The following is an 18,081-nucleotide window of genomic DNA, read 5'->3' on the forward strand; positions in this document are numbered from 1 at the left end:
AAAAACCCGCCACCAGCAGGTGACGGGCTTTCGTTTCCGCGTAAAGGCGGGAAACGTAACTTACGCTTGCTGGTTCATCAGCTCGTTGAAGGAAGTGGCTTTTTCAGTCACTTTCGCTTTCGCCAGAACGGCTTCGACAGCCTGCTCTTCCAGCGCAACGTTGCGCATGTTGTCCATCAGCTCTTTGTTCTTGCTGTAGAACTCAACTACTTCTTTCGGATCTTCGTAAGCAGAAGCCATCTCTTCGATCAGCTCGTTCACGCGCGCTTCGTCCGCTTTCAGCTCGTGGGTACGGATCACTTCGCCCAGCAGCAGACCTACAACAACGCGGCGTTTAGCCTGCTCTTCGAACAGCTCACGCGGCAGCTCCAGAGCCTGTTTCTCGTTGCCACCGAAACGCTGAGCAGCCTGACGGCGCAGCACGTCGATTTCGCTGTCGATCAGGGCAGCCGGCACGTCGATTTCGTTCGCTTTTACCAGACCGTCGATCGCCTGAGTTTTAACACGGTTACGTACCGCGCCTTTCAGCTCGCGATCCATGTTTTTACGCACTTCAGCGCGCAGGCCGTCGATGGAGCCATCTTCTACGCCGAAACGTTTGATGAACTCTTCGGTCAGCTCCGGCAGCTCGCGCTCTTCAACTTTTTTCAGGTTGATGACGAACTTGGCCGCTTTACCTTTCAGGTTTTCAGCGTGGTACTCTTCCGGGAAGGTCACATCGATGGTGAACTCTTCGCCCGCTTTGTGACCTTTGATGCCGTCCTCGAAGCCCGGGATCATACGACCCTGGCCCATCGCCAGTACGAAGTCAGTCGCTTTGCCGCCTTCGAACTCTTCGCCGTCAACGGAACCGGTGAAGTCTACGGTTACGCGATCTTCTGCATCAGCCGCGCCGTCTTTGTCTTTCCAGGTCGCCTGCTGCTTGCGCAGGGTGTCCAGCATGCCGTCAACGTCAGCGTCGGTGACTTCAACGATCGGTTTTTCAACTTCGATACCTTCCAGGCCGGTCAGTTCAACCTGCGGGTAAACTTCGAAGTCTACGGAGTAGGTGAAGTCTTCGCCCAGCTTATACTCGCCCGGTACGTAGGTCGGCGCGCCGGCCGGATTGATTTTTTCCTGAATGATCGCATCAATGAAGTTGCGGCTCATCAGCTCACCCAGCACGTCCTGGCGTACGGATGCGCCATAACGCTGAGCAACAACGGTCATCGGTACTTTGCCTTTACGGAAGCCGTCAATGCGAACTTTTTTCGCTACGTTGACCAGCTCGCTTTTTACAGCGGTCTCGATGCTGTCAGCAGCGATAGTGATCGTTACACGGCGGCCAAGGCCCTGAGTGGTCTCAACTGAAACTTGCATCTTGTTACCTCAAAAAATCAGAGTGCTCGGTCAACTCTACCCGCAGACCGCTATGGTGGCTGCGCAGAACCGGGATGCTCTCTTGAATCAGATACACATTCCCTGTCACCAGAATCATCCCGAAGACGTTCAAAAAATAGGACGCAGCATTATAGCGGCATCACTTTTGTGAGTCGAGAACGGTTATTGCACGCTGTTGCGGCCTTTTTCACAATTCACGGCTAATTTTTGTCTGAATTTTGGACTCATCGAACAAAACTCAGACAAAATAAAACGGCCCGTAGGCCGTTTTCACATATTCTGTACGCAACATACTGGAAAAGTTCTCGCTGTTGCAAACCTCATTTATTATGCAATGGTGCCTGCACCTCGACAGGGCGGCGACGCGAACAGGGTATCCTGCAACCCTTCCCACTCTTTCAGGGTATAAGTATGCAGGGCCAGCGCGTGCACCGTCGTGGCAAGCTCAGACGTTAACGTACTGTAAATCATGCGATGGCGGTTAAGAAAACGTTCGCCTGCAAAGCGATCGCTTACCAGCACCACCTTAAAATGGCTTTCGGAACCGGCCGGAACATTGTGACGGTAGCTTTCATCAACAACTTCGAGGAACGCGGGTTCAAACGTTGCCCTTAATTTTGATTCTATTTGTTCGCGTATCATCATGAAAAGACTCCTCAGACAGCGTTCAGATGTAACCCATCCCTTTAAATATTAGCCGCTTTTACCGCTTCCATAACAAGAAAACAACAAATATTTAGCGTTCGTCTCGTTTTATCATTCAAAGGCATGAACCAACCTTGAAAATTCTCATTCAGGCCTCCTTTATGGTCGGTTAAAATCGGTTTGTGAGCACAAAATGCACAAGGCGATGAATTTACATGCATTGCCGGGTTGCCCCGGCCGTTGGCAATGTTATGATGGCGCGAATTACTCCTTTATAAGCTTAAGATTCACAGAGATCTCTTATATGTTAAAAAAAGTCCTTTTCCCGCTGGTTGCGCTGTTTATGCTGGCTGGCTGTGCTACGCCCCCTACAACCATTGATGTATCACCGAAGATTACCCTGCCACAGCAGGATCCGAGCCTGATGGGCGTGACCGTAAGCATTAACGGTGCCGATCAACGCCAGGACCAGGCGCTGGCAAAAGTGACCCGTGATAACCAGCTGGTGACCCTGACCGCCTCTCGCGACCTGCGCTTCCTGCTGCAGGAAGTGCTGGAGAAACAGATGACCGCTCGCGGCTACATGATTGGCCCGAACGGCGCCGTGAATCTGCAGATCATCGTAAGCCAGCTCTACGCTGACGTCTCCCAGGGCAACGTGCGCTACAACATCGCCACCAAGGCCGATATTGCTATCATCGCTACCGCCCCGAACGGTAACAAGATGACCAAAAACTACCGTGCCAACTACTCGGTTGAAGGGGCACTACAGGCGTCGAATAAAAACATTGCCGATAGCGTGAACAGCGTATTGACCGACACCATTGCTGATATGTCTCAGGACACCAGCATCCACGATTTTATCAAGCAGAACGCGCGTTAATTCTGCCCGCTGACCCGGTTTGCGCCGGGTCAGCCCGTCTCTTATGCCCAGCCGCTATCTACGCATCTTCCAGCAACCTAAGTCAGCTATCCTGCTGATCCTTGGCTTTGCCTCTGGCCTCCCCCTCGCCCTGACCTCCGGTACGCTGCAGGCGTGGATGACCGTCGAAAACATTGACCTGAAGACCATCGGCTTCTTTTCGCTTGTCGGGCAGGCCTACGTATTTAAGTTCTTATGGTCGCCAGTGATGGATCGCTATACGCCGCCGTTCTTTGGCCGCCGTCGCGGCTGGCTGCTGACTACTCAGATCCTGCTGCTGATCGCTATTGCAGGGATGGGCTTCCTGGAACCCACCTCGCAACTGCGCTGGATGGCCGGGTTGGCGGTGATCATCGCCTTCTGCTCCGCCTCGCAGGATATTGTGTTTGACGCCTGGAAGACGGACGTGCTGCCCGCCGAAGAGCGCGGTGCAGGCGCAGCTATCAGCGTGCTGGGCTACCGCCTCGGGATGCTGGTCTCCGGCGGTCTGGCGCTGTGGCTGGCGGATCGCTGGCTGGGCTGGCAGGGGATGTACTGGCTGATGGCGGCTCTGATGCTGCCCTGCATTATAGCCACCCTCCTCGCCCCTGAGCCGGACGATGCCGTGCCGGTACCCAAATCGCTGGAGCAGGCGGTGGTTGCCCCGCTACGCGACTTCTTTGGGCGCAACAACGCCTGGCTGATCCTGCTGCTTATCGTCCTTTATAAGCTGGGCGACGCGTTTGCCATGAGCCTGACCACTACCTTTCTGATCCGCGGCGTGGGCTTTGATGCAGGCGACGTTGGTGTAGTAAATAAAACCCTTGGGCTGATTGCCACCATCCTCGGCGCGCTGTACGGCGGCGTGCTGATGCAGCGCCTGTCGCTGTTTCGCGCCCTGCTGATCTTTGGCATCCTGCAGGGTGCCTCTAACGCGGGCTACTGGCTGCTGTCGGTAACTGACAAGCATCTCTACAGCATGGCGGCGGCGGTATTCTTTGAAAACCTCTGCGGCGGAATGGGTACGGCGGCCTTTGTTGCCCTGCTAATGACCCTGTGCAATAAGTCGTTCTCCGCCACCCAGTTTGCTTTACTCTCTGCTCTCTCCGCTATCGGGCGCGTCTACGTGGGACCCATTGCCGGCTGGTTTGTTGATAGCTGGGGCTGGTCAACCTTTTATCTCTTCTCGGTCATCGCCGCCGTGCCGGGGCTTGTCCTGCTGCTGGTATGTAAAGAGACGCTGGCCTATACCCAGCGCACCGACGATTTTCTGCCTCGTAGCCGCTACGCCGACGCCTACCGGCTTGCGCTGCGCGCGCTGGCCCTGGGCTGCCTGCTGCTGGCGGCCTGGCTGGTCATCATTACGCTTAATGCCCTTGGGCTGACCTCATGGGATTTCGCGCTGCGGTTGCTGGAGGGGGGTGCGCTGCTGGCATTAGGGGGCATCCTCTACGGCGGCCTGCTGGACTACCTTGCCCTGCGCAAAACTGCGCAGGAAAAATAACCCGTTAGTTACTGCAGGTAATAATTGCGCAAAATAATTAAAGAATTTAATTTCAGGATATATTTGTTTAATTCTGGCTTAATCTCTCTTTTTGTTTAATTATTTTGTGCGGTATAGGTTTGCGACTACGCTTTAATGATTCAGCATAGTTATCAAATTAAGCTTCGCGCAATGTTTGATAATTGCTGAATTAATGTTAATTAAATGTTCACAAAATGGATTGGTTATACCATTTCCCCTGGTCTATAAGTATTAGTCCCGGTTTTGGTTATAACCTTGGGGCCGAACGCGGCGATTGTGAGATTTTACAGATTGTTGCATTCTGTGTGACATACGCGGCAGAACCCAGTAACACCCTACTGACAGCCCGCTACGCATGTTTACAGTAATGTAACCTTCCCGTAAAATGCCCGCACACTTTAAACGCCACCAGACCCCCGTGGAATTGAGGTCGTTAAATGAGACTCAGGAAATACAATAAAATTTTGGGAATGTTGTCATTAATCACAGGCGCGGCGTTACTGAGCGGCTGTGATTCTGCACTTCTCGATCCAAAAGGACAGATTGGACTGGAACAGCGTTCATTGATACTGACGGCTCTTGGGCTGATGTTGATTGTCGTGATTCCCGCCATCGTGATGGCTATCGGTTTTGCCTGGAAGTACCGGGCGTCGAACAAGGAAGCCAAATACAGCCCCAACTGGTCGCACTCGAACAAAGTTGAAGCTGTGGTTTGGACGATTCCCATCCTTATCATCATTTTCCTTGCGGTACTGACATGGAAAACCACGCACTCGCTCGAACCCAGCCGTCCGCTGGTGCACGATGCGAAGCCGGTGACCATCGAAGTCATTGCAATGGACTGGAAGTGGTTCTTTATTTACCCGGAGCAGGGCATCGCAACGGTCAATGAGATTGCATTCCCGGCGAATACGCCTGTGGAATTCAAAATCACCTCGAACTCGGTGATGAACTCCTTCTTTATTCCGCGACTGGGTAGCCAGATCTACGCAATGGCCGGGATGCAGACCAAACTGCACCTCATTGCCAACGAAGCTGGTACCTACGATGGTATTTCTGCTAACTACAGTGGTGCTGGTTTCTCCGGCATGAAGTTCAAAGCAATCGCAACGCCGGATGCCGCGACCTTCAACCAGTGGGTGGCGAAAGCGAAGCAGTCGTCAAAAGTCATGAATGACATGGACGCGTACAACCTGCTGGCAAAACCAAGCGAATACAATAAAGTCGAATACTTCTCCAGTGTTAAACCCAATCTGTTTGTTGATGTTATCAACAAATTTATGGGACCTGGGAAGAGCATGGACGTGACTCAGGCTGAAGGCGAACAGAACTCGCATGAAGGCATGGAAGGCATGAACATGAATCACGCGGAAACCTCTCACTAAGGGGCCGAGGAATAATACGATGTTCGGAAAACTTACACTGGATGCAGTGCCGTACCATGAGCCGATTATCATGGTTACGGTGGCAGCAATTCTCGTCGGAGGTCTGGCGTTAGTTGCAGCGCTCACTTACTTCGGTAAGTGGTCATATCTGTGGAATGAGTGGCTCACCTCCGTGGACCACAAACGCCTGGGGATTATGTATATCCTCGTTGCTATCGTGATGCTGGTGCGTGGTTTTGCCGACGCCATCATGATGCGTACCCAGCAGCTGCTCGTCTCGTCGGGCGAAGCCGGGTTCCTGCCGCCGCACCACTACGACCAGATCTTTACCGCTCACGGCGTTATCATGATCTTCTTCGTGGCGATGCCGTTCGTGGTAGGCCTGATGAACCTGGTCGTGCCGCTGCAAATCGGCGCCCGTGACGTTGCCTTCCCATTCCTGAACAACCTGAGCTTCTGGTTCACCGTTGTGGGCGTGGTGCTGGTTAACATCTCCCTGGGCGTGGGCGAATTTGCTCAGACCGGTTGGGTGGCCTATCCGCCGCTATCGGGTATTGAGTACAGTCCTGGCGTAGGCGTTGACTACTGGATCTGGAGTCTCCAGCTCTCCGGTATTGGTACGACCCTGACCGGTATTAACTTCTTTGTGACCATTCTGCGCATGCGTGCCCCTGGCATGACCATGTTCAAAATGCCGGTATTTACCTGGGCGTCACTGTGTACTAACGTGCTGATTATCGTCTCTTTCCCAATCCTGACGGTAACCATCGCGCTGCTAACCCTTGACCGTTATCTGGGCACCCATTTCTTTACCAACGATATGGGCGGCAACATGATGATGTACATCAACCTGATTTGGGCCTGGGGCCATCCGGAAGTGTACATTCTCGTTCTGCCAGTGTTCGGCGTGTACTCAGAAGTAGTTGCAACGTTCTCTAAAAAGCGTCTGTTTGGTTACACCTCCCTGGTGTGGGCAACCATCGCGATTACCGTTCTGTCGTTTATCGTATGGCTGCACCACTTCTTTACTATGGGCAGCGGCGCGAACGTAAACGCCTTCTTCGGTATCACCACGATGATTATCGCCATCCCGACCGGGGTGAAGATCTTCAACTGGCTGTTTACCATGTACCAGGGTCGTATCCAGTTCCATTCAGCAATGCTGTGGAGCATCGGCTTCATCATCACCTTCTCCATCGGTGGTATGACCGGGGTACTGCTGGCGGTGCCGGGCGCGGACTTTGTTCTGCATAACAGCCTGTTCCTGATTGCGCACTTCCATAACGTTATCATCGGTGGTGTAGTATTTGGTTGCTTCGCAGGCCTGACCTACTGGTGGCCGAAAGCCTTTGGTTACACCATGAACGAGACCTGGGGCAAACGCGCCTTCTGGTTCTGGATCATCGGCTTCTTCGTGACCTTTATGCCGCTGTACGCCATGGGCTTCATGGGTATGACCCGTCGCGTAAGCCAGAATATCGATCCGATGTTCCAGCCGCTGATGATTGTGGCTGAGATTGGTGCCCTGCTGATTGCTATCGGTATCTTCTGCATCATCATGCAGATCTACACCTCCGTACGCGATCGTGACCAGAACCGCGACCTGACGGGTGACCCGTGGGGTGGCCGTACGCTGGAGTGGGCAACCTCCTCTCCGCCGCCGTTCTATAACTTTGCCGTTGTGCCGCACATTCATGAGCGTGATGCATTCTGGGAAATGAAAGATAAAGGCGAAGCGTACATCCAGCCGAAGCACTATGAAGAGATTCATATGCCGAAAAACAGCGGCGCAGGCGTGATTATCTGTGCTTTCAGCCTTGTCTTTGGTTTTGCCATGATCTGGCATATCTGGTGGATGGCGATCCTCGGCTTTGCCGGCATGATCGTGAGCTGGATTGTGAAAAGCTTTGATGAGGACGTGGATTACTACGTACCGGTTGCCACCGTTGAAAAACTGGAAAACCAGCACTTCGACGAAATTAGCAAGGCAGGACTGAAAAATGTCAACTGAGACTCTAACTCACGCTAACGCTCATGCCCACGAGCATGAGCACCACCACGATACAGGGTCGAACAAAGTGTTCGGCTTCTGGATCTACCTGATGAGCGACTGCATTCTCTTTGCATGTCTGTTTGCTACCTATGCCGTTCTGGTGAACGGCACGGCAGGTGGCCCGAGCGGGAAAGATATTTTCGAACTGCCGTTTGTGCTGGTTGAAACTGCCCTGCTGCTCTTCAGCTCCATCACCTACGGCATGGCGATTATCGCCATGAACAACGGTCGTCAAAGCCAGGTTCTCTCCTGGCTGGCGCTGACCTTCCTGTTCGGTGCGGGCTTTATCGGGATGGAAATCTATGAATTTCATCACCTGATCGCTGAGGGCTTTGGTCCGGATCGTAGCGGCTTCCTGTCAGGCTTCTTTGCCCTGGTCGGTACCCACGGTCTGCACGTGACCTCTGGCCTGGTGTGGATGGCGGTTCTGATGTTCCAGGTCTCCCGTCGCGGGCTGACCAGCATGAACCGCACCCGTCTGATGTGCCTGAGCATGTTCTGGCACTTCCTGGACGTGGTCTGGATCTGTGTGTTCTCTGTAGTTTACCTGATGGGGGCGATGTAATGAGTCATTCTACCGATCATAGCGGCGCCGCTCACGGCAGCGTAAAAACCTACATGACAGGCTTTATCCTGTCGATCATCCTGACCGCAATTCCGTTCTGGATGGTGATGAACGGCTCCGCCTCGCACGGCACCCTTCTTGGGGTCGTGCTGGTGACGGCAGTAGTACAGATTCTGGTTCACCTGGTGTGCTTCCTGCACATGAACAACTCTTCTGAGGAGCGTTGGAACCTGGTGGCCTTTGTCTTTACCGTGCTGATCATCGCCATTCTGGTGGTAGGCTCAATCTGGATTATGTGGAACCTGAATTACAACATGATGGTTCACTAAGAGCGGCGAGTATGATGTTTAAGCAATACCTGCAAGTAACGAAACCAGGCATCATTTTCGGCAACCTGATCTCCGTGATCGGGGGGTTCCTGCTGGCCTCCAAGGGCAGCATCGACTATCCCCTCTTCGCCTATACGTTGATCGGGGTGTCGCTGGTGGTGGCATCGGGTTGTGTATTTAACAACTACATCGACCGTGACATTGACCGTAAAATGGAGCGTACGAAGAACCGGGTGCTGGTCAAAGGCCTGATTTCCCCGAAAATTTCGCTGGTGTACGCCACCTTGTTGGGTATTGCTGGCTTTATGCTGCTGTGGTTTGGTGCTAACCCGCTGGCCTGCTGGCTGGGGGTGATGGGGTTCGTGGTTTATGTCGGCGTCTACAGCCTGTACATGAAACGCCACTCCGTCTATGGCACGCTGATTGGCTCTCTCTCCGGCGCTGCGCCGCCGGTGATTGGCTACTGCGCGGTAACGGGTGATTTCGACAGCGGTGCGCTGATCCTGCTGGCTATCTTTAGCCTGTGGCAGATGCCGCACTCCTACGCCATCGCGATTTTCCGCTTCAAGGATTATCAGGCGGCGAACATCCCGGTACTGCCGGTGGTGAAAGGGATCTCGGTTGCGAAAAACCACATTACGCTCTATATCATCGCCTTCGCCGTGGCTACGCTGATGCTCTCGCTGGGCGGCTATGCCGGATACAAATATCTGGCGGTAGCTGCAGCGGTCAGCGTCTGGTGGCTGGGCATGGCGCTGAAGGGATATAAGGTCGAAGATGATAGAGTATGGGCACGTAAGCTGTTCGTCTTCTCTATCGTCGCAATCACCTCCCTCTCGGTGATGATGTCCGTGGACTTTATGGTCCCGGACTCGCATAACCTGTTGACTTACGTCTGGTAATTTAAAAAAGATGTTACAAAAAGGGTGCTACGGCGCCCTTTTTTATTTATTAAATCAATAACTCATTAATGTACTATTTGCGCACCACGGGATAATCTGCCCCGCCCTCCCCTGCACTATACTGTGTCCGGTTTTTTGATTGAGGTAGTAATGAACGACTATAAAATGACGCCGGGCGAGCTGCGCGCCACCTGGGGTTTAGGGACTGTATTCTCGCTGCGTATGCTCGGCATGTTTATGGTCCTGCCCGTTCTGACCACCTATGGCATGGCGCTACAGGGGGCCAGCGAAGCGCTGATCGGCTTCGCCATTGGTATTTACGGCCTGGCGCAGGCGATATTCCAGATCCCCTTCGGCCTGCTGTCGGATCGCATTGGCCGCAAGCCGCTGATCGTCGGCGGGCTGGTCATTTTTGTTATTGGCAGCGTGATTGCCGCCCTCTCAGATTCTATCTGGGGCATTATTCTTGGCCGCGCCCTGCAAGGCTCCGGGGCGATCGCCGCCGCGGTTATGGCCTTGCTCTCTGACTTAACCCGCGAACAGAACCGCACCAAGGCGATGGCCTTTATTGGCGTCAGCTTCGGTATCACCTTTGCTATTGCTATGGTGCTTGGCCCGATCGTTACCCATCGGCTCGGCCTGCACGCCCTGTTCTGGATGATTGCAGGCCTGGCCACGGCGGGCATTATTCTGACGCTGTGGGTGGTTCCGGACAGCAAAAATCACGTGCTGAATCGTGAATCGGGAATGGTGAAAGGATGCTTTAGCAAAGTGATCGCCAGCCCGCCGCTGCTGAAGCTTAACTTCGGCATCATGTGCTTGCATATCCTGCTGATGTCCACCTTCGTTGCCCTGCCGGGGCAGATGGAGGCCGCAGGTTTCCCGGCGGCAGAGCACTGGAAAATCTACCTGGCTACGATGCTCATCTCCTTCGTCAGCGTGGTGCCGTTTATTATCTATGCCGAAGTGAAGCGCCATATGAAGCGGGTCTTCGTCTTCTGCGTCATCGTCCTGCTGATTGCTGAGATTGTGCTCTGGGGAGCCGGGCCGCACTTCTGGGAGCTGGTCGCGGGCGTCCAGCTCTTCTTCCTCGCGTTTAATCTGATGGAGGCTCTCCTCCCCTCGCTGATCAGCAAAGAGGCCCCGGCGGGCTATAAGGGTACGGCGATGGGCATCTACTCCACCAGCCAGTTTATTGGCGTGGCCATTGGTGGCTCACTGGGGGGCTGGGTTGACGGCCTGTTCGACTCCCAGACGGTATTCCTGGCAGGCGCGCTGCTGGCCACCGTCTGGCTGCTGGTAGCCAGTACTATGCAGGAGCCGCCCTACGTCAGCAGCCTGCGCGTAGAGATCCCGGACGATGTGGTGATTACCGATACGCTTAAGCAGCAGCTGGAGAGCAACGCGGGCGTTAGCGAGGTGCTGATCGTCCCTGAAGAGCGCAGCGCTTATGTGAAAATTGACAGCAAAGTAACGAATCGCTTTGAGGTTGAGCAGGCGCTCAGAGCCTAAAAAAATGCCCGGATAACCGGGCATTTTTATTAATCGCGGAAGTTTTTGAACTGGAACGGCTGCCCCAGGTCGCCGCCGCGCACCAGCGCCATCACCGACTGCAGATCGTCGCGGGATTTACCGGTTACGCGGATCTCCTCACCCTGAATCTGCGCCTGCACCTTCAGCTTGCTGTCCTTGATAAGCTTCACGATCTTCTTCTGTACCGCGCTCTCAATTCCCTGCTTCAGCTTGGCTTCGACAAACCAGGTCTTACCGCTGTGCACAAACTCTTCCGGCACATCAAGAGAGGTTCCTTCAATGCCGCGCTTCAGCAGCTTGGCGCGAAGGATATCCAGCAGCTGATTGACCTGGAAATCAGACTCGCTCAGTACCTTAATGGTTTTATTAGCATCGTTCAGCTCAAACGTTGCCTCAACGCCACGGAAATCGAAACGTGACTCAACTTCACGGCTGGCATTGTCTACGCCGTTACGCACTTCCTGAAGGTCAACTTCAGAAACAATATCGAAAGATGGCATCTTTTCTTCTCCTTTCACTTTTGTTGCGATGCATAATACCCGCAACCGGACATAACGAGAAGCTTAGCCGACGGCGCTATACTTAACGCATTGCCACCTGGCGCTGTTGCAGGTGAGGAGGAACAATGAAAATTACCGTGCTTGGATGCGGAGCTTTAGGGCAACTGTGGCTGACTGCGCTATGTAAGCGTGGCCATGAGGTGCAAGGCTGGCTACGTGTAGCCCAGCCCTACTGCAGCGTCAATGTGATTGACGAAGACGGCAGCGTGTTCAATGAATCCCTGACGGCGAACGATCCCGACTTTCTGGCCCAGAGCGATCTGCTGCTGGTCACGCTCAAGGCGTGGCAGGTTTCCGATGCGGTAAAAAGCCTGGCTTCCATTTTGCCTACGACCACCCCAGTGCTGCTGATCCACAACGGCATGGGCACGGTTGAGGAGCTAAAAGCTATTCCCCACCCGCTGCTGATGGGCATCACCACCCACGCTGCCCGCCGGGACGGCAATATCATTATTCATGTTGCCAGCGGCACCACCCATATTGGCCCCGCCCGGCAGCAGGACGGCGACTATAGCTATCTGGCGGACATTTTGCAGGAAGTTCTGCCGGACGTTGCCTGGCATAATACGATCCGCCCGCAGCTGTGGCGCAAGCTGGCGGTGAACTGCGTGATTAATCCGCTGACTGCCCTGTGGAACTGCCCTAACGGCGAGCTGCTGGCGCATCCTGCGCTGACAGAGACCATCTGTAATGAGGTTGCAGCGGTGATGGAGCGAGAAGGGCACCACACCTCGGCGGATGACCTGCTGTATTACGTTAATCAGGTTATTGAAAATACTTCAGAAAACATCTCATCCATGCTGCAGGACGTCCGCGCCCAGCGCCGTACCGAAGCGGATTACATCACCGGCTATCTGCTCCGGCGCGCCCGCGCCCACGGCATTGCGGTGCCGGAAAATACCCGGCTCTATGAACAGATTAAACGTAAGGAGAGTGAGTATGAGCGCATCGGCACTGATCTGCCTCGCCCCTGGTAGCGAAGAGACCGAAGCGGTGACCACCATCGACCTGCTGGTACGCGGCGGGATTAAGGTCACCACCGCCAGCGTCGCCAGCGACGGCAATCTGACCGTGACCTGCTCCCGTGGCGTTAAGCTGCTGGCCGACGCCCCGCTGGTAGAGGTTGCCGACGGCGACTATGACGTGATTGTATTGCCCGGCGGCGTTAAGGGCGCGGAGTGCTTTCGCGATAGCCCCCTGCTGGTGGAGACGGTAAAACAGTTTCACCGCTCGGGCCGGATCGTGGCCGCTATCTGCGCGGCGGCAGGCACCGTGCTGGTACCGCACAATATTTTCCCTATCGGCAACATGACCGGCTTTCCGGCGCTGAAGGATCGCATCCCCGAGGAGCAGTGGCAGGATAAGCGCGTGGTCTGGGATCCACGAGTGAATCTGCTCACCAGCCAGGGGCCTGGTACATCAATTGATTTTGCATTAAAGATTATTGACCTGCTGGTCGGACGCGAAAAAGCGCATGAGGTCGCATCGCAGCTGGTGATGGCGGCGGGGATCTATAACTTTTACGAAGCGTAAGAGATAAAACGCCCGGCAGCTTTGTGCCGCCGGGCGTTTCATTGACTACGGGCGATAGACCTTCACATTAGTGAAGCCCTGTTCATGCAGGTAGAGCGCCTGCAGGCGGCTCATGACTCCACGCTCGCACCACAGCAGCCAGGTTTTGCTCTGATCGAGGTCGCCAAATTTAGTGCTCAGCTTGTAGAACGGCAGCGTGACTACATCGATCCCCTCGACCACCAGCGGGTTGCTCTCCTGATCGTCCGGGGAGCGGATATCCAGCAGAACGTCGTTTGGGCTAAAGCCGGTAACGGTCTCTACCTCAACCACTTCCTGCTCGGTCTGCTGGGCGATCTCACGAATATCAACGTTGGTGGCCTCTTCTACTACTCGATCGAGGATCGCAAAATCGAAGTTTTGCTCTTCGGCTTCGATCTTCGCCTTCACCGCTTTTACCGTCGGGCTTTTAGAGATTACGCCGCAGTATTCCGGCATAGTACGGGAGAAGTCTTCCGTGCCGATCGCCCGCGCCACGTCGATAATGTGTTCTTTATCGTGGGAGATCAGCGGGCGCAGGATCAGCGTATCGGAGACGTTATCGATCAAGCGCAGGTTGGTCAGGGTCTGGCTGGAGACCTGGCCCAGCGCTTCACCCGTTACCAGAGCCTGCACGCCGTAGCGCTCGGCGACTTTCGAGGCCGCACGCACCATCATGCGCTTCAGCACCACGCCCATCTGACCGTCGTCTACTTTTTCGAGGATCTCGCCAACCACCGGCTCAAAGTTGATCGCCACAAAGCGTACCCGGTGCGAGCTGCCGAAACGGTTCCACAGGTAGTGGGCTACCTGACGCACGCCGATCTCATGGGCCGCGCCGCCGAGGTTAAAGAAGCAGTAGTGTACGCGGCAGCCACGGCGCATCAGCATATAGCTGGAGACGCTGGAGTCGAAGCCGCCGGAGATCAGCGACAGGACGTCCTCCTGGGTACCGATAGGGAAACCGCCGATGCCTTCCGAGCGGTTCGTGATCAGCAGCAGGCGATCGTCTTCAATTTCCAGATGGACCGTGTAATCCGGATGGGTCAGTTTTACGCGGGCGTTCTCAATGTGCTGATTCAGGCCGCCACCGACGTAGCGTTCTACCTCAATAGAGCTAAACTCATGTTTACCGCGACGTTTCACGCGCACGCAGAAGGTTTTCCCCTCCAGCTGCTCGCGATACTGTGCCAGCGCCTTCTCGAAGATGTCATGCAGGGAGGTATAAGGCACATCTTCTACCTCCAGAATGTGGTGGATACCGGGAATACGGGTCAGCGCATCGCGGATAGCAGGACGCAGGGTCTCGTCTTTAGTACGAACTTCCACGTGGTCCCAGTGACGAACGACTTTAATCTCTTCGTCATGGTACTTCAGAACGTTACGAATGTTTCCGGTTAAAATTTTAATAAAGCGCAAACGCACGGATTGGCTTTTGATGGTGATTTCCGGGAACAATTTAATGATAAACTTCATGGCGGCAAAGGTTCTTTGGCAAGTCGCATAGTGGACTTGTGGGGGATTAATACAGCAGCCCCTAACCGCGGCTGCTTCCAGGCGCGCAAGTATACCACCATCGGGGTCTACCTTGCACACTGCATGACCATTGCGCGTTATTTAACAGGCAGCACGACTTCGCTACCATAGCGCAGATGAATAAAACGAGAGTCAGACATCCTTATGGCAAAGAAAAACGACGCACCGGCCAGCTTTGAAACGGCACTTACCGAGCTGGAACAGATAGTGACCCGTCTTGAAAGTGGCGATCTGCCCCTTGAAGAGGCGCTGAGCGAATTTGAACGCGGCGTGCAGCTGGCGCGTCAGGGACAAACTAAGTTGCAGCAGGCGGAGCAGCGCGTGCAGATCCTGCTCTCAGAGCAGGAAGAGGCCCCGCTCACCCCCTTTACCCCGGACGCCGAGTAATATGGATTTTACAACACAATTAGAAACCTGCGTTGAACAGGCCAACGTCGCGCTGCGACGTTTCATCGCCCCCCTGCCCTTTCAGAACACTCCTCTGGTTGAGGCTATGAACTATGGCGCACTATTAGGCGGCAAGCGCCTGCGTCCATTTCTGGTCTATGCGACCGGTAACATGTTTGGCGTCAGCGCCCAAACCCTGGACGCTCCAGCCGCCGCCGTGGAGTGCATTCACGCCTACTCCCTAATCCATGACGATCTACCGGCCATGGACAATGACGATCTGCGCCGGGGCCAGCCCACCTGCCATATTAAGTATGGTGAGGCCAGTGCAATTCTGGCTGGAGATGCTTTGCAGACGCTGGCGTTCTCTATTCTCGCCGATGCGCCGATGCCGGAAGTCGCCGATCGCGATCGTCTGGCGATGGTTGCCGAGCTGGCACAGGCCAGCGGCGTAGCAGGCATGTGCGGCGGACAGGCGCTGGATCTGGAGGCCGAAGGTAAACAGGTTCAGCTTGCCGAGCTGGAACGCATACACCGTCACAAAACCGGGGCGCTGATCCGCGCGGCGGTGCGCATGGGCGCATTGAGTGCTGGCGAGAGAGGACGTGAGGTGCTGCCCATCCTCGATCGCTACGCCGAGTCTATCGGCCTGGCATTCCAGGTACAGGATGACATTCTGGATGTGGTGGGCGATACTGCAACTCTCGGCAAACGTCAGGGGGCCGATCAGCAACTGGGTAAAAGCACCTATCCTGCACTGCTGGGCCTTGAGCAAGCCCGGACGAAAGCCCGAGACCTGATTGACGACGCCCGCAGCGCGTTAGCGCAGCTGGCCGCCTACTCTCTGGACACCTCGACCCTGGAAGCGCTGGCCGATTTTATAATTCAGCGTGATAAATAAACAACAATGAGTCTCTGATGAGTTTTGATACTGCCAAATACCCGACCCTGGCGCTGGTTAACGCCACCCAGGATCTGCGCCTGCTGCCCAAAGAGAGCCTGCCGAAGCTTTGCGACGAGCTGCGCCGCTATCTTCTCGACAGCGTGAGCCGCTCCAGCGGCCACTTCGCCTCCGGGCTTGGCACGGTTGAGCTGACCGTGGCGCTGCACTATGTCTACAATACGCCGTTCGATCAGCTTATCTGGGACGTCGGCCATCAGGCTTACCCACACAAAATCCTGACCGGCCGCCGGGATCGCATCGATACCATCCGCCAGAAAGGCGGCCTGCATCCCTTCCCGTGGCGCGGCGAGAGCGAATATGACGTGCTGAGCGTGGGCCACTCCTCTACCTCTATCAGCGCCGGGATCGGCATTGCGGTGGCGGCAGAGAAAGAGGGCAAACAGCGCCGCACCGTCTGCGTGATAGGCGACGGCGCGATCACCGCCGGTATGGCCTTCGAGGCAATGAACCACGCCGGGGATATCAAGCCGGATATGCTGGTGATCCTCAACGACAACGAGATGTCGATCTCCGAGAACGTCGGCGCGCTGAATAACCACCTGGCGCAGCTGCTCTCGGGCAAGCTCTACTCGACCCTGCGCGAGGGCGGGAAGCGGGTCTTCTCCAATGTGCCGCCGATCAAAGAGCTGCTGAAACGCACCGAAGAGCATATCAAGGGCATGGTCGTACCCGGCACGCTGTTTGAAGAGCTGGGCTTCAACTATATTGGGCCGGTTGATGGCCATGATGTGCTGGGCCTGGTTACGACGCTGAAGAACATGCGCGACCTGAAAGGCCCGCAGTTCCTGCACATCATGACCAAAAAAGGGCGCGGCTACGAGCCAGCCGAAAAGGATCCGATCACCTTCCACGCCGTACCGAAATTCGATCCGGCCAAGGGAACGCTGCCAAAAAGCAGCGGCGGCATGCCCTCCTACTCAAAAATCTTCGGTGACTGGCTGTGCGAAACGGCGGCGAAAGACAACAGGCTGATGGCCGTGACGCCCGCCATGCGCGAAGGTTCCGGCATGGTGGAGTTTTCACGCAAATATCCGCAGCAGTACTTTGACGTGGCGATTGCCGAGCAGCACGCGGTGACCTTTGCTGCCGGGCTGGCGATCGGCGGCTACAAGCCGGTGGTGGCGATCTATTCCACCTTCCTGCAACGTGCTTACGATCAGGTGATCCACGACGTGGCGATCCAAAAGCTGCCGGTACTGTTTGCTATCGACCGGGCAGGAATTGTCGGCGCGGACGGGCAGACGCACCAGGGGGCATTTGATATCTCGTTCCTGCGCTGCGTGCCGGAGATGGTGATCATGACCCCGAGCGACGAGAATGAGTGTCGCCAGATGCTCTACACCGGCTACCACTACAGCGCAGGCCCGAGCGCCGTCCGCTACCCGCGCGGCAACGCCGTAGGCGTGACGCTTGAGCCGCTGGCCGAGCTGCCTATTGGTAAAGGGGTGGTGAAACGTCAGGGTAAAGAGGTAGCCATTCTCAACTTTGGTACTCTGCTGCCGGAGGCGGAAAAAGCCGCCGAGACGCTGAACGCCACGCTGGTAGATATGCGTTTTGTGAAGCCCCTCGACGAGGCGCTGATCCTCGAGCTGGCGGCAACCCACGGGTCGCTGGTGACCCTGGAAGAGAACGCCATTATCGGCGGTGCGGGCAGCGGCGTAAATGAGGTGCTGATGGCTAACCGTAAACCGGCTCCGGTTCTCAACCTCGGCCTGCCGGACTACTTTATTCCGCAGGGTACTCAGGAGGAGGCGCGGATCGAGCTGGGCCTCGATGCCGCCGGTATCACCGCAAAAATTCAGACCTGGCTGGCCTGAGCCTCCGGTTCCGCTCCTGCTATGCTTAAGGGTACTTGTACCCTTATG

17 protein-coding genes are annotated in these 18,081 nt (G+C 55.4%); 13 read left to right on the plus strand and 4 right to left on the minus strand.

Annotation, left to right across the window (positions count from 1 at the left end; translation table 11 throughout):
* Window positions 1–60: 60 nt before the first annotated feature.
* Both tig and bolA read right to left on the minus strand, forming a co-directional pair.
* Window positions 61–1,359 carry a trigger factor gene (gene tig, locus RTN40_RS05000; RefSeq protein ID WP_103821544.1) on the minus strand — a complete coding sequence of 433 codons (1,299 nt, stop codon included), beginning with the start codon at window positions 1,357–1,359 and terminating at the stop codon, window positions 61–63.
* 348 nt (window positions 1,360–1,707) lie between these two features.
* Window positions 1,708–2,025, minus strand: coding sequence for a transcriptional regulator BolA (bolA, locus tag RTN40_RS05005; protein ID WP_042391598.1), 318 nt, complete (start codon window positions 2,023–2,025; stop codon window positions 1,708–1,710).
* 304 nt (window positions 2,026–2,329) lie between these two features.
* Here bolA and RTN40_RS05010 point away from each other — a divergent pair, with 304 nt between their 5' ends.
* The 8 genes from RTN40_RS05010 to RTN40_RS05045 all read left to right on the plus strand — a co-directional run bounded on the left by RTN40_RS05010 (window position 2,330) and on the right by RTN40_RS05045 (window position 11,197).
* Window positions 2,330–2,908: a lipoprotein gene (locus tag RTN40_RS05010; RefSeq protein ID WP_042391597.1), complete on the plus strand. Its 579-nt coding sequence runs from the start codon at window positions 2,330–2,332 to the stop codon at window positions 2,906–2,908.
* Window positions 2,909–2,951: 43 nt separating this feature from the next.
* On the plus strand, window positions 2,952–4,430 hold the full coding sequence (gene ampG / locus RTN40_RS05015; RefSeq protein ID WP_312227497.1) for a muropeptide MFS transporter AmpG: 1,479 nt from the start codon (window positions 2,952–2,954) through the stop codon (window positions 4,428–4,430).
* 458 nt (window positions 4,431–4,888) lie between these two features.
* Window positions 4,889–5,836, plus strand: a complete 948-nt coding sequence (gene cyoA, locus RTN40_RS05020) for a cytochrome o ubiquinol oxidase subunit II (protein WP_312227498.1) — start codon at window positions 4,889–4,891, stop codon at window positions 5,834–5,836.
* Window positions 5,837–5,855: 19 nt separating this feature from the next.
* Window positions 5,856–7,847 carry a cytochrome o ubiquinol oxidase subunit I gene (gene cyoB, locus RTN40_RS05025; protein WP_312227499.1) on the plus strand — a complete coding sequence of 664 codons (1,992 nt, stop codon included), beginning with the start codon at window positions 5,856–5,858 and terminating at the stop codon, window positions 7,845–7,847.
* Window positions 7,837–8,454 carry a cytochrome o ubiquinol oxidase subunit III gene (locus tag RTN40_RS05030; protein ID WP_312227500.1) on the plus strand — a complete coding sequence of 206 codons (618 nt, stop codon included), beginning with the start codon at window positions 7,837–7,839 and terminating at the stop codon, window positions 8,452–8,454. Before cyoB ends, RTN40_RS05030 begins: the two co-directional genes overlap by 11 nt.
* The gene (locus tag RTN40_RS05035; RefSeq protein ID WP_312227501.1) at window positions 8,454–8,783 is read left to right on the plus strand and encodes a cytochrome o ubiquinol oxidase subunit IV; all 330 of its coding nucleotides are present in this window, start codon (window positions 8,454–8,456) and stop codon (window positions 8,781–8,783) included. Before RTN40_RS05030 ends, RTN40_RS05035 begins: the two co-directional genes overlap by 1 nt.
* An 11-nt stretch (window positions 8,784–8,794) precedes the next feature.
* Window positions 8,795–9,685, plus strand: coding sequence for a heme o synthase (cyoE, locus tag RTN40_RS05040; RefSeq protein ID WP_072015238.1), 891 nt, complete (start codon window positions 8,795–8,797; stop codon window positions 9,683–9,685).
* A gap of 150 nt (window positions 9,686–9,835) precedes the next feature.
* Window positions 9,836–11,197, plus strand: coding sequence for an MFS transporter (locus tag RTN40_RS05045; protein WP_312227502.1), 1,362 nt, complete (start codon window positions 9,836–9,838; stop codon window positions 11,195–11,197).
* A gap of 29 nt (window positions 11,198–11,226) precedes the next feature.
* Here the strand turns inward: RTN40_RS05045 and RTN40_RS05050 are convergent, their stop codons facing one another.
* Window positions 11,227–11,718 carry a YajQ family cyclic di-GMP-binding protein gene (locus RTN40_RS05050; RefSeq protein ID WP_312211167.1) on the minus strand — a complete coding sequence of 164 codons (492 nt, stop codon included), beginning with the start codon at window positions 11,716–11,718 and terminating at the stop codon, window positions 11,227–11,229.
* Window positions 11,719–11,843: 125 nt separating this feature from the next.
* On the opposite strand from RTN40_RS05050, the gene panE reads away from it, so the two are divergent.
* Both panE and yajL read left to right on the plus strand, forming a co-directional pair.
* Complete coding sequence (panE, locus tag RTN40_RS05055; protein ID WP_312227503.1) at window positions 11,844–12,755, plus strand: 2-dehydropantoate 2-reductase; 912 nt, start codon at window positions 11,844–11,846, stop codon at window positions 12,753–12,755.
* The gene (gene yajL, locus RTN40_RS05060; protein ID WP_312211164.1) at window positions 12,718–13,311 is read left to right on the plus strand and encodes a protein deglycase YajL; all 594 of its coding nucleotides are present in this window, start codon (window positions 12,718–12,720) and stop codon (window positions 13,309–13,311) included. Before panE ends, yajL begins: the two co-directional genes overlap by 38 nt.
* A 45-nt stretch (window positions 13,312–13,356) precedes the next feature.
* Here the strand turns inward: yajL and thiI are convergent, their stop codons facing one another.
* Window positions 13,357–14,805 carry a tRNA uracil 4-sulfurtransferase ThiI gene (thiI, locus tag RTN40_RS05065; protein ID WP_312227504.1) on the minus strand — a complete coding sequence of 483 codons (1,449 nt, stop codon included), beginning with the start codon at window positions 14,803–14,805 and terminating at the stop codon, window positions 13,357–13,359.
* Window positions 14,806–15,009: 204 nt separating this feature from the next.
* Here thiI and xseB point away from each other — a divergent pair, with 204 nt between their 5' ends.
* From xseB to dxs, 3 genes are read left to right on the plus strand one after another with little or no spacing between them, the layout of a single operon-like run.
* On the plus strand, window positions 15,010–15,252 hold the full coding sequence (gene xseB / locus RTN40_RS05070) for an exodeoxyribonuclease VII small subunit (protein WP_042391585.1): 243 nt from the start codon (window positions 15,010–15,012) through the stop codon (window positions 15,250–15,252).
* Window position 15,253: 1 nt separating this feature from the next.
* A complete protein-coding gene (ispA, locus tag RTN40_RS05075) occupies window positions 15,254–16,153 on the plus strand; it encodes a (2E,6E)-farnesyl diphosphate synthase (RefSeq protein ID WP_312227505.1) in 900 nt (299 codons plus the stop codon).
* Window positions 16,154–16,170: 17 nt separating this feature from the next.
* Window positions 16,171–18,033, plus strand: a complete 1,863-nt coding sequence (gene dxs, locus RTN40_RS05080; RefSeq protein ID WP_312227506.1) for a 1-deoxy-D-xylulose-5-phosphate synthase — start codon at window positions 16,171–16,173, stop codon at window positions 18,031–18,033.
* Window positions 18,034–18,081: the final 48 nt, after the last annotated feature.

The organism is Pseudescherichia sp., from assembly GCF_031987975.1.
Classification (GTDB): domain Bacteria; phylum Pseudomonadota; class Gammaproteobacteria; order Enterobacterales; family Enterobacteriaceae; genus Pseudescherichia.

What these genes read in the sequence shown, in the direction of transcription:
- tig (WP_103821544.1), bottom strand. Translation starts at nt 1,359, where the DNA reads ATGCAAGTTTCAGTTGAGACCACTCAGGGCCTTGGCCGCCGTGTAACG.
- RTN40_RS05050 (WP_312211167.1), bottom strand. Translation starts at nt 11,718, where the DNA reads ATGCCATCTTTCGATATTGTTTCTGAAGTTGACCTTCAGGAAGTGCGT.
- cyoB (WP_312227499.1), top strand. Translation starts at nt 5,856, where the DNA reads ATGTTCGGAAAACTTACACTGGATGCAGTGCCGTACCATGAGCCGATT.
- RTN40_RS05035 (WP_312227501.1), top strand. Translation starts at nt 8,454, where the DNA reads ATGAGTCATTCTACCGATCATAGCGGCGCCGCTCACGGCAGCGTAAAA.
- dxs (WP_312227506.1), top strand. Translation starts at nt 16,171, where the DNA reads ATGAGTTTTGATACTGCCAAATACCCGACCCTGGCGCTGGTTAACGCC.
- xseB (WP_042391585.1), top strand. Translation starts at nt 15,010, where the DNA reads ATGGCAAAGAAAAACGACGCACCGGCCAGCTTTGAAACGGCACTTACC.
- ispA (WP_312227505.1), top strand. Translation starts at nt 15,254, where the DNA reads ATGGATTTTACAACACAATTAGAAACCTGCGTTGAACAGGCCAACGTC.
- ampG (WP_312227497.1), top strand. Translation starts at nt 2,952, where the DNA reads ATGCCCAGCCGCTATCTACGCATCTTCCAGCAACCTAAGTCAGCTATC.
- cyoA (WP_312227498.1), top strand. Translation starts at nt 4,889, where the DNA reads ATGAGACTCAGGAAATACAATAAAATTTTGGGAATGTTGTCATTAATC.
- thiI (WP_312227504.1), bottom strand. Translation starts at nt 14,805, where the DNA reads ATGAAGTTTATCATTAAATTGTTCCCGGAAATCACCATCAAAAGCCAA.
- yajL (WP_312211164.1), top strand. Translation starts at nt 12,718, where the DNA reads ATGAGCGCATCGGCACTGATCTGCCTCGCCCCTGGTAGCGAAGAGACC.
- RTN40_RS05045 (WP_312227502.1), top strand. Translation starts at nt 9,836, where the DNA reads ATGAACGACTATAAAATGACGCCGGGCGAGCTGCGCGCCACCTGGGGT.
- bolA (WP_042391598.1), bottom strand. Translation starts at nt 2,025, where the DNA reads ATGATGATACGCGAACAAATAGAATCAAAATTAAGGGCAACGTTTGAA.
- cyoE (WP_072015238.1), top strand. Translation starts at nt 8,795, where the DNA reads ATGATGTTTAAGCAATACCTGCAAGTAACGAAACCAGGCATCATTTTC.
- panE (WP_312227503.1), top strand. Translation starts at nt 11,844, where the DNA reads ATGAAAATTACCGTGCTTGGATGCGGAGCTTTAGGGCAACTGTGGCTG.
- RTN40_RS05030 (WP_312227500.1), top strand. Translation starts at nt 7,837, where the DNA reads ATGTCAACTGAGACTCTAACTCACGCTAACGCTCATGCCCACGAGCAT.
- RTN40_RS05010 (WP_042391597.1), top strand. Translation starts at nt 2,330, where the DNA reads ATGTTAAAAAAAGTCCTTTTCCCGCTGGTTGCGCTGTTTATGCTGGCT.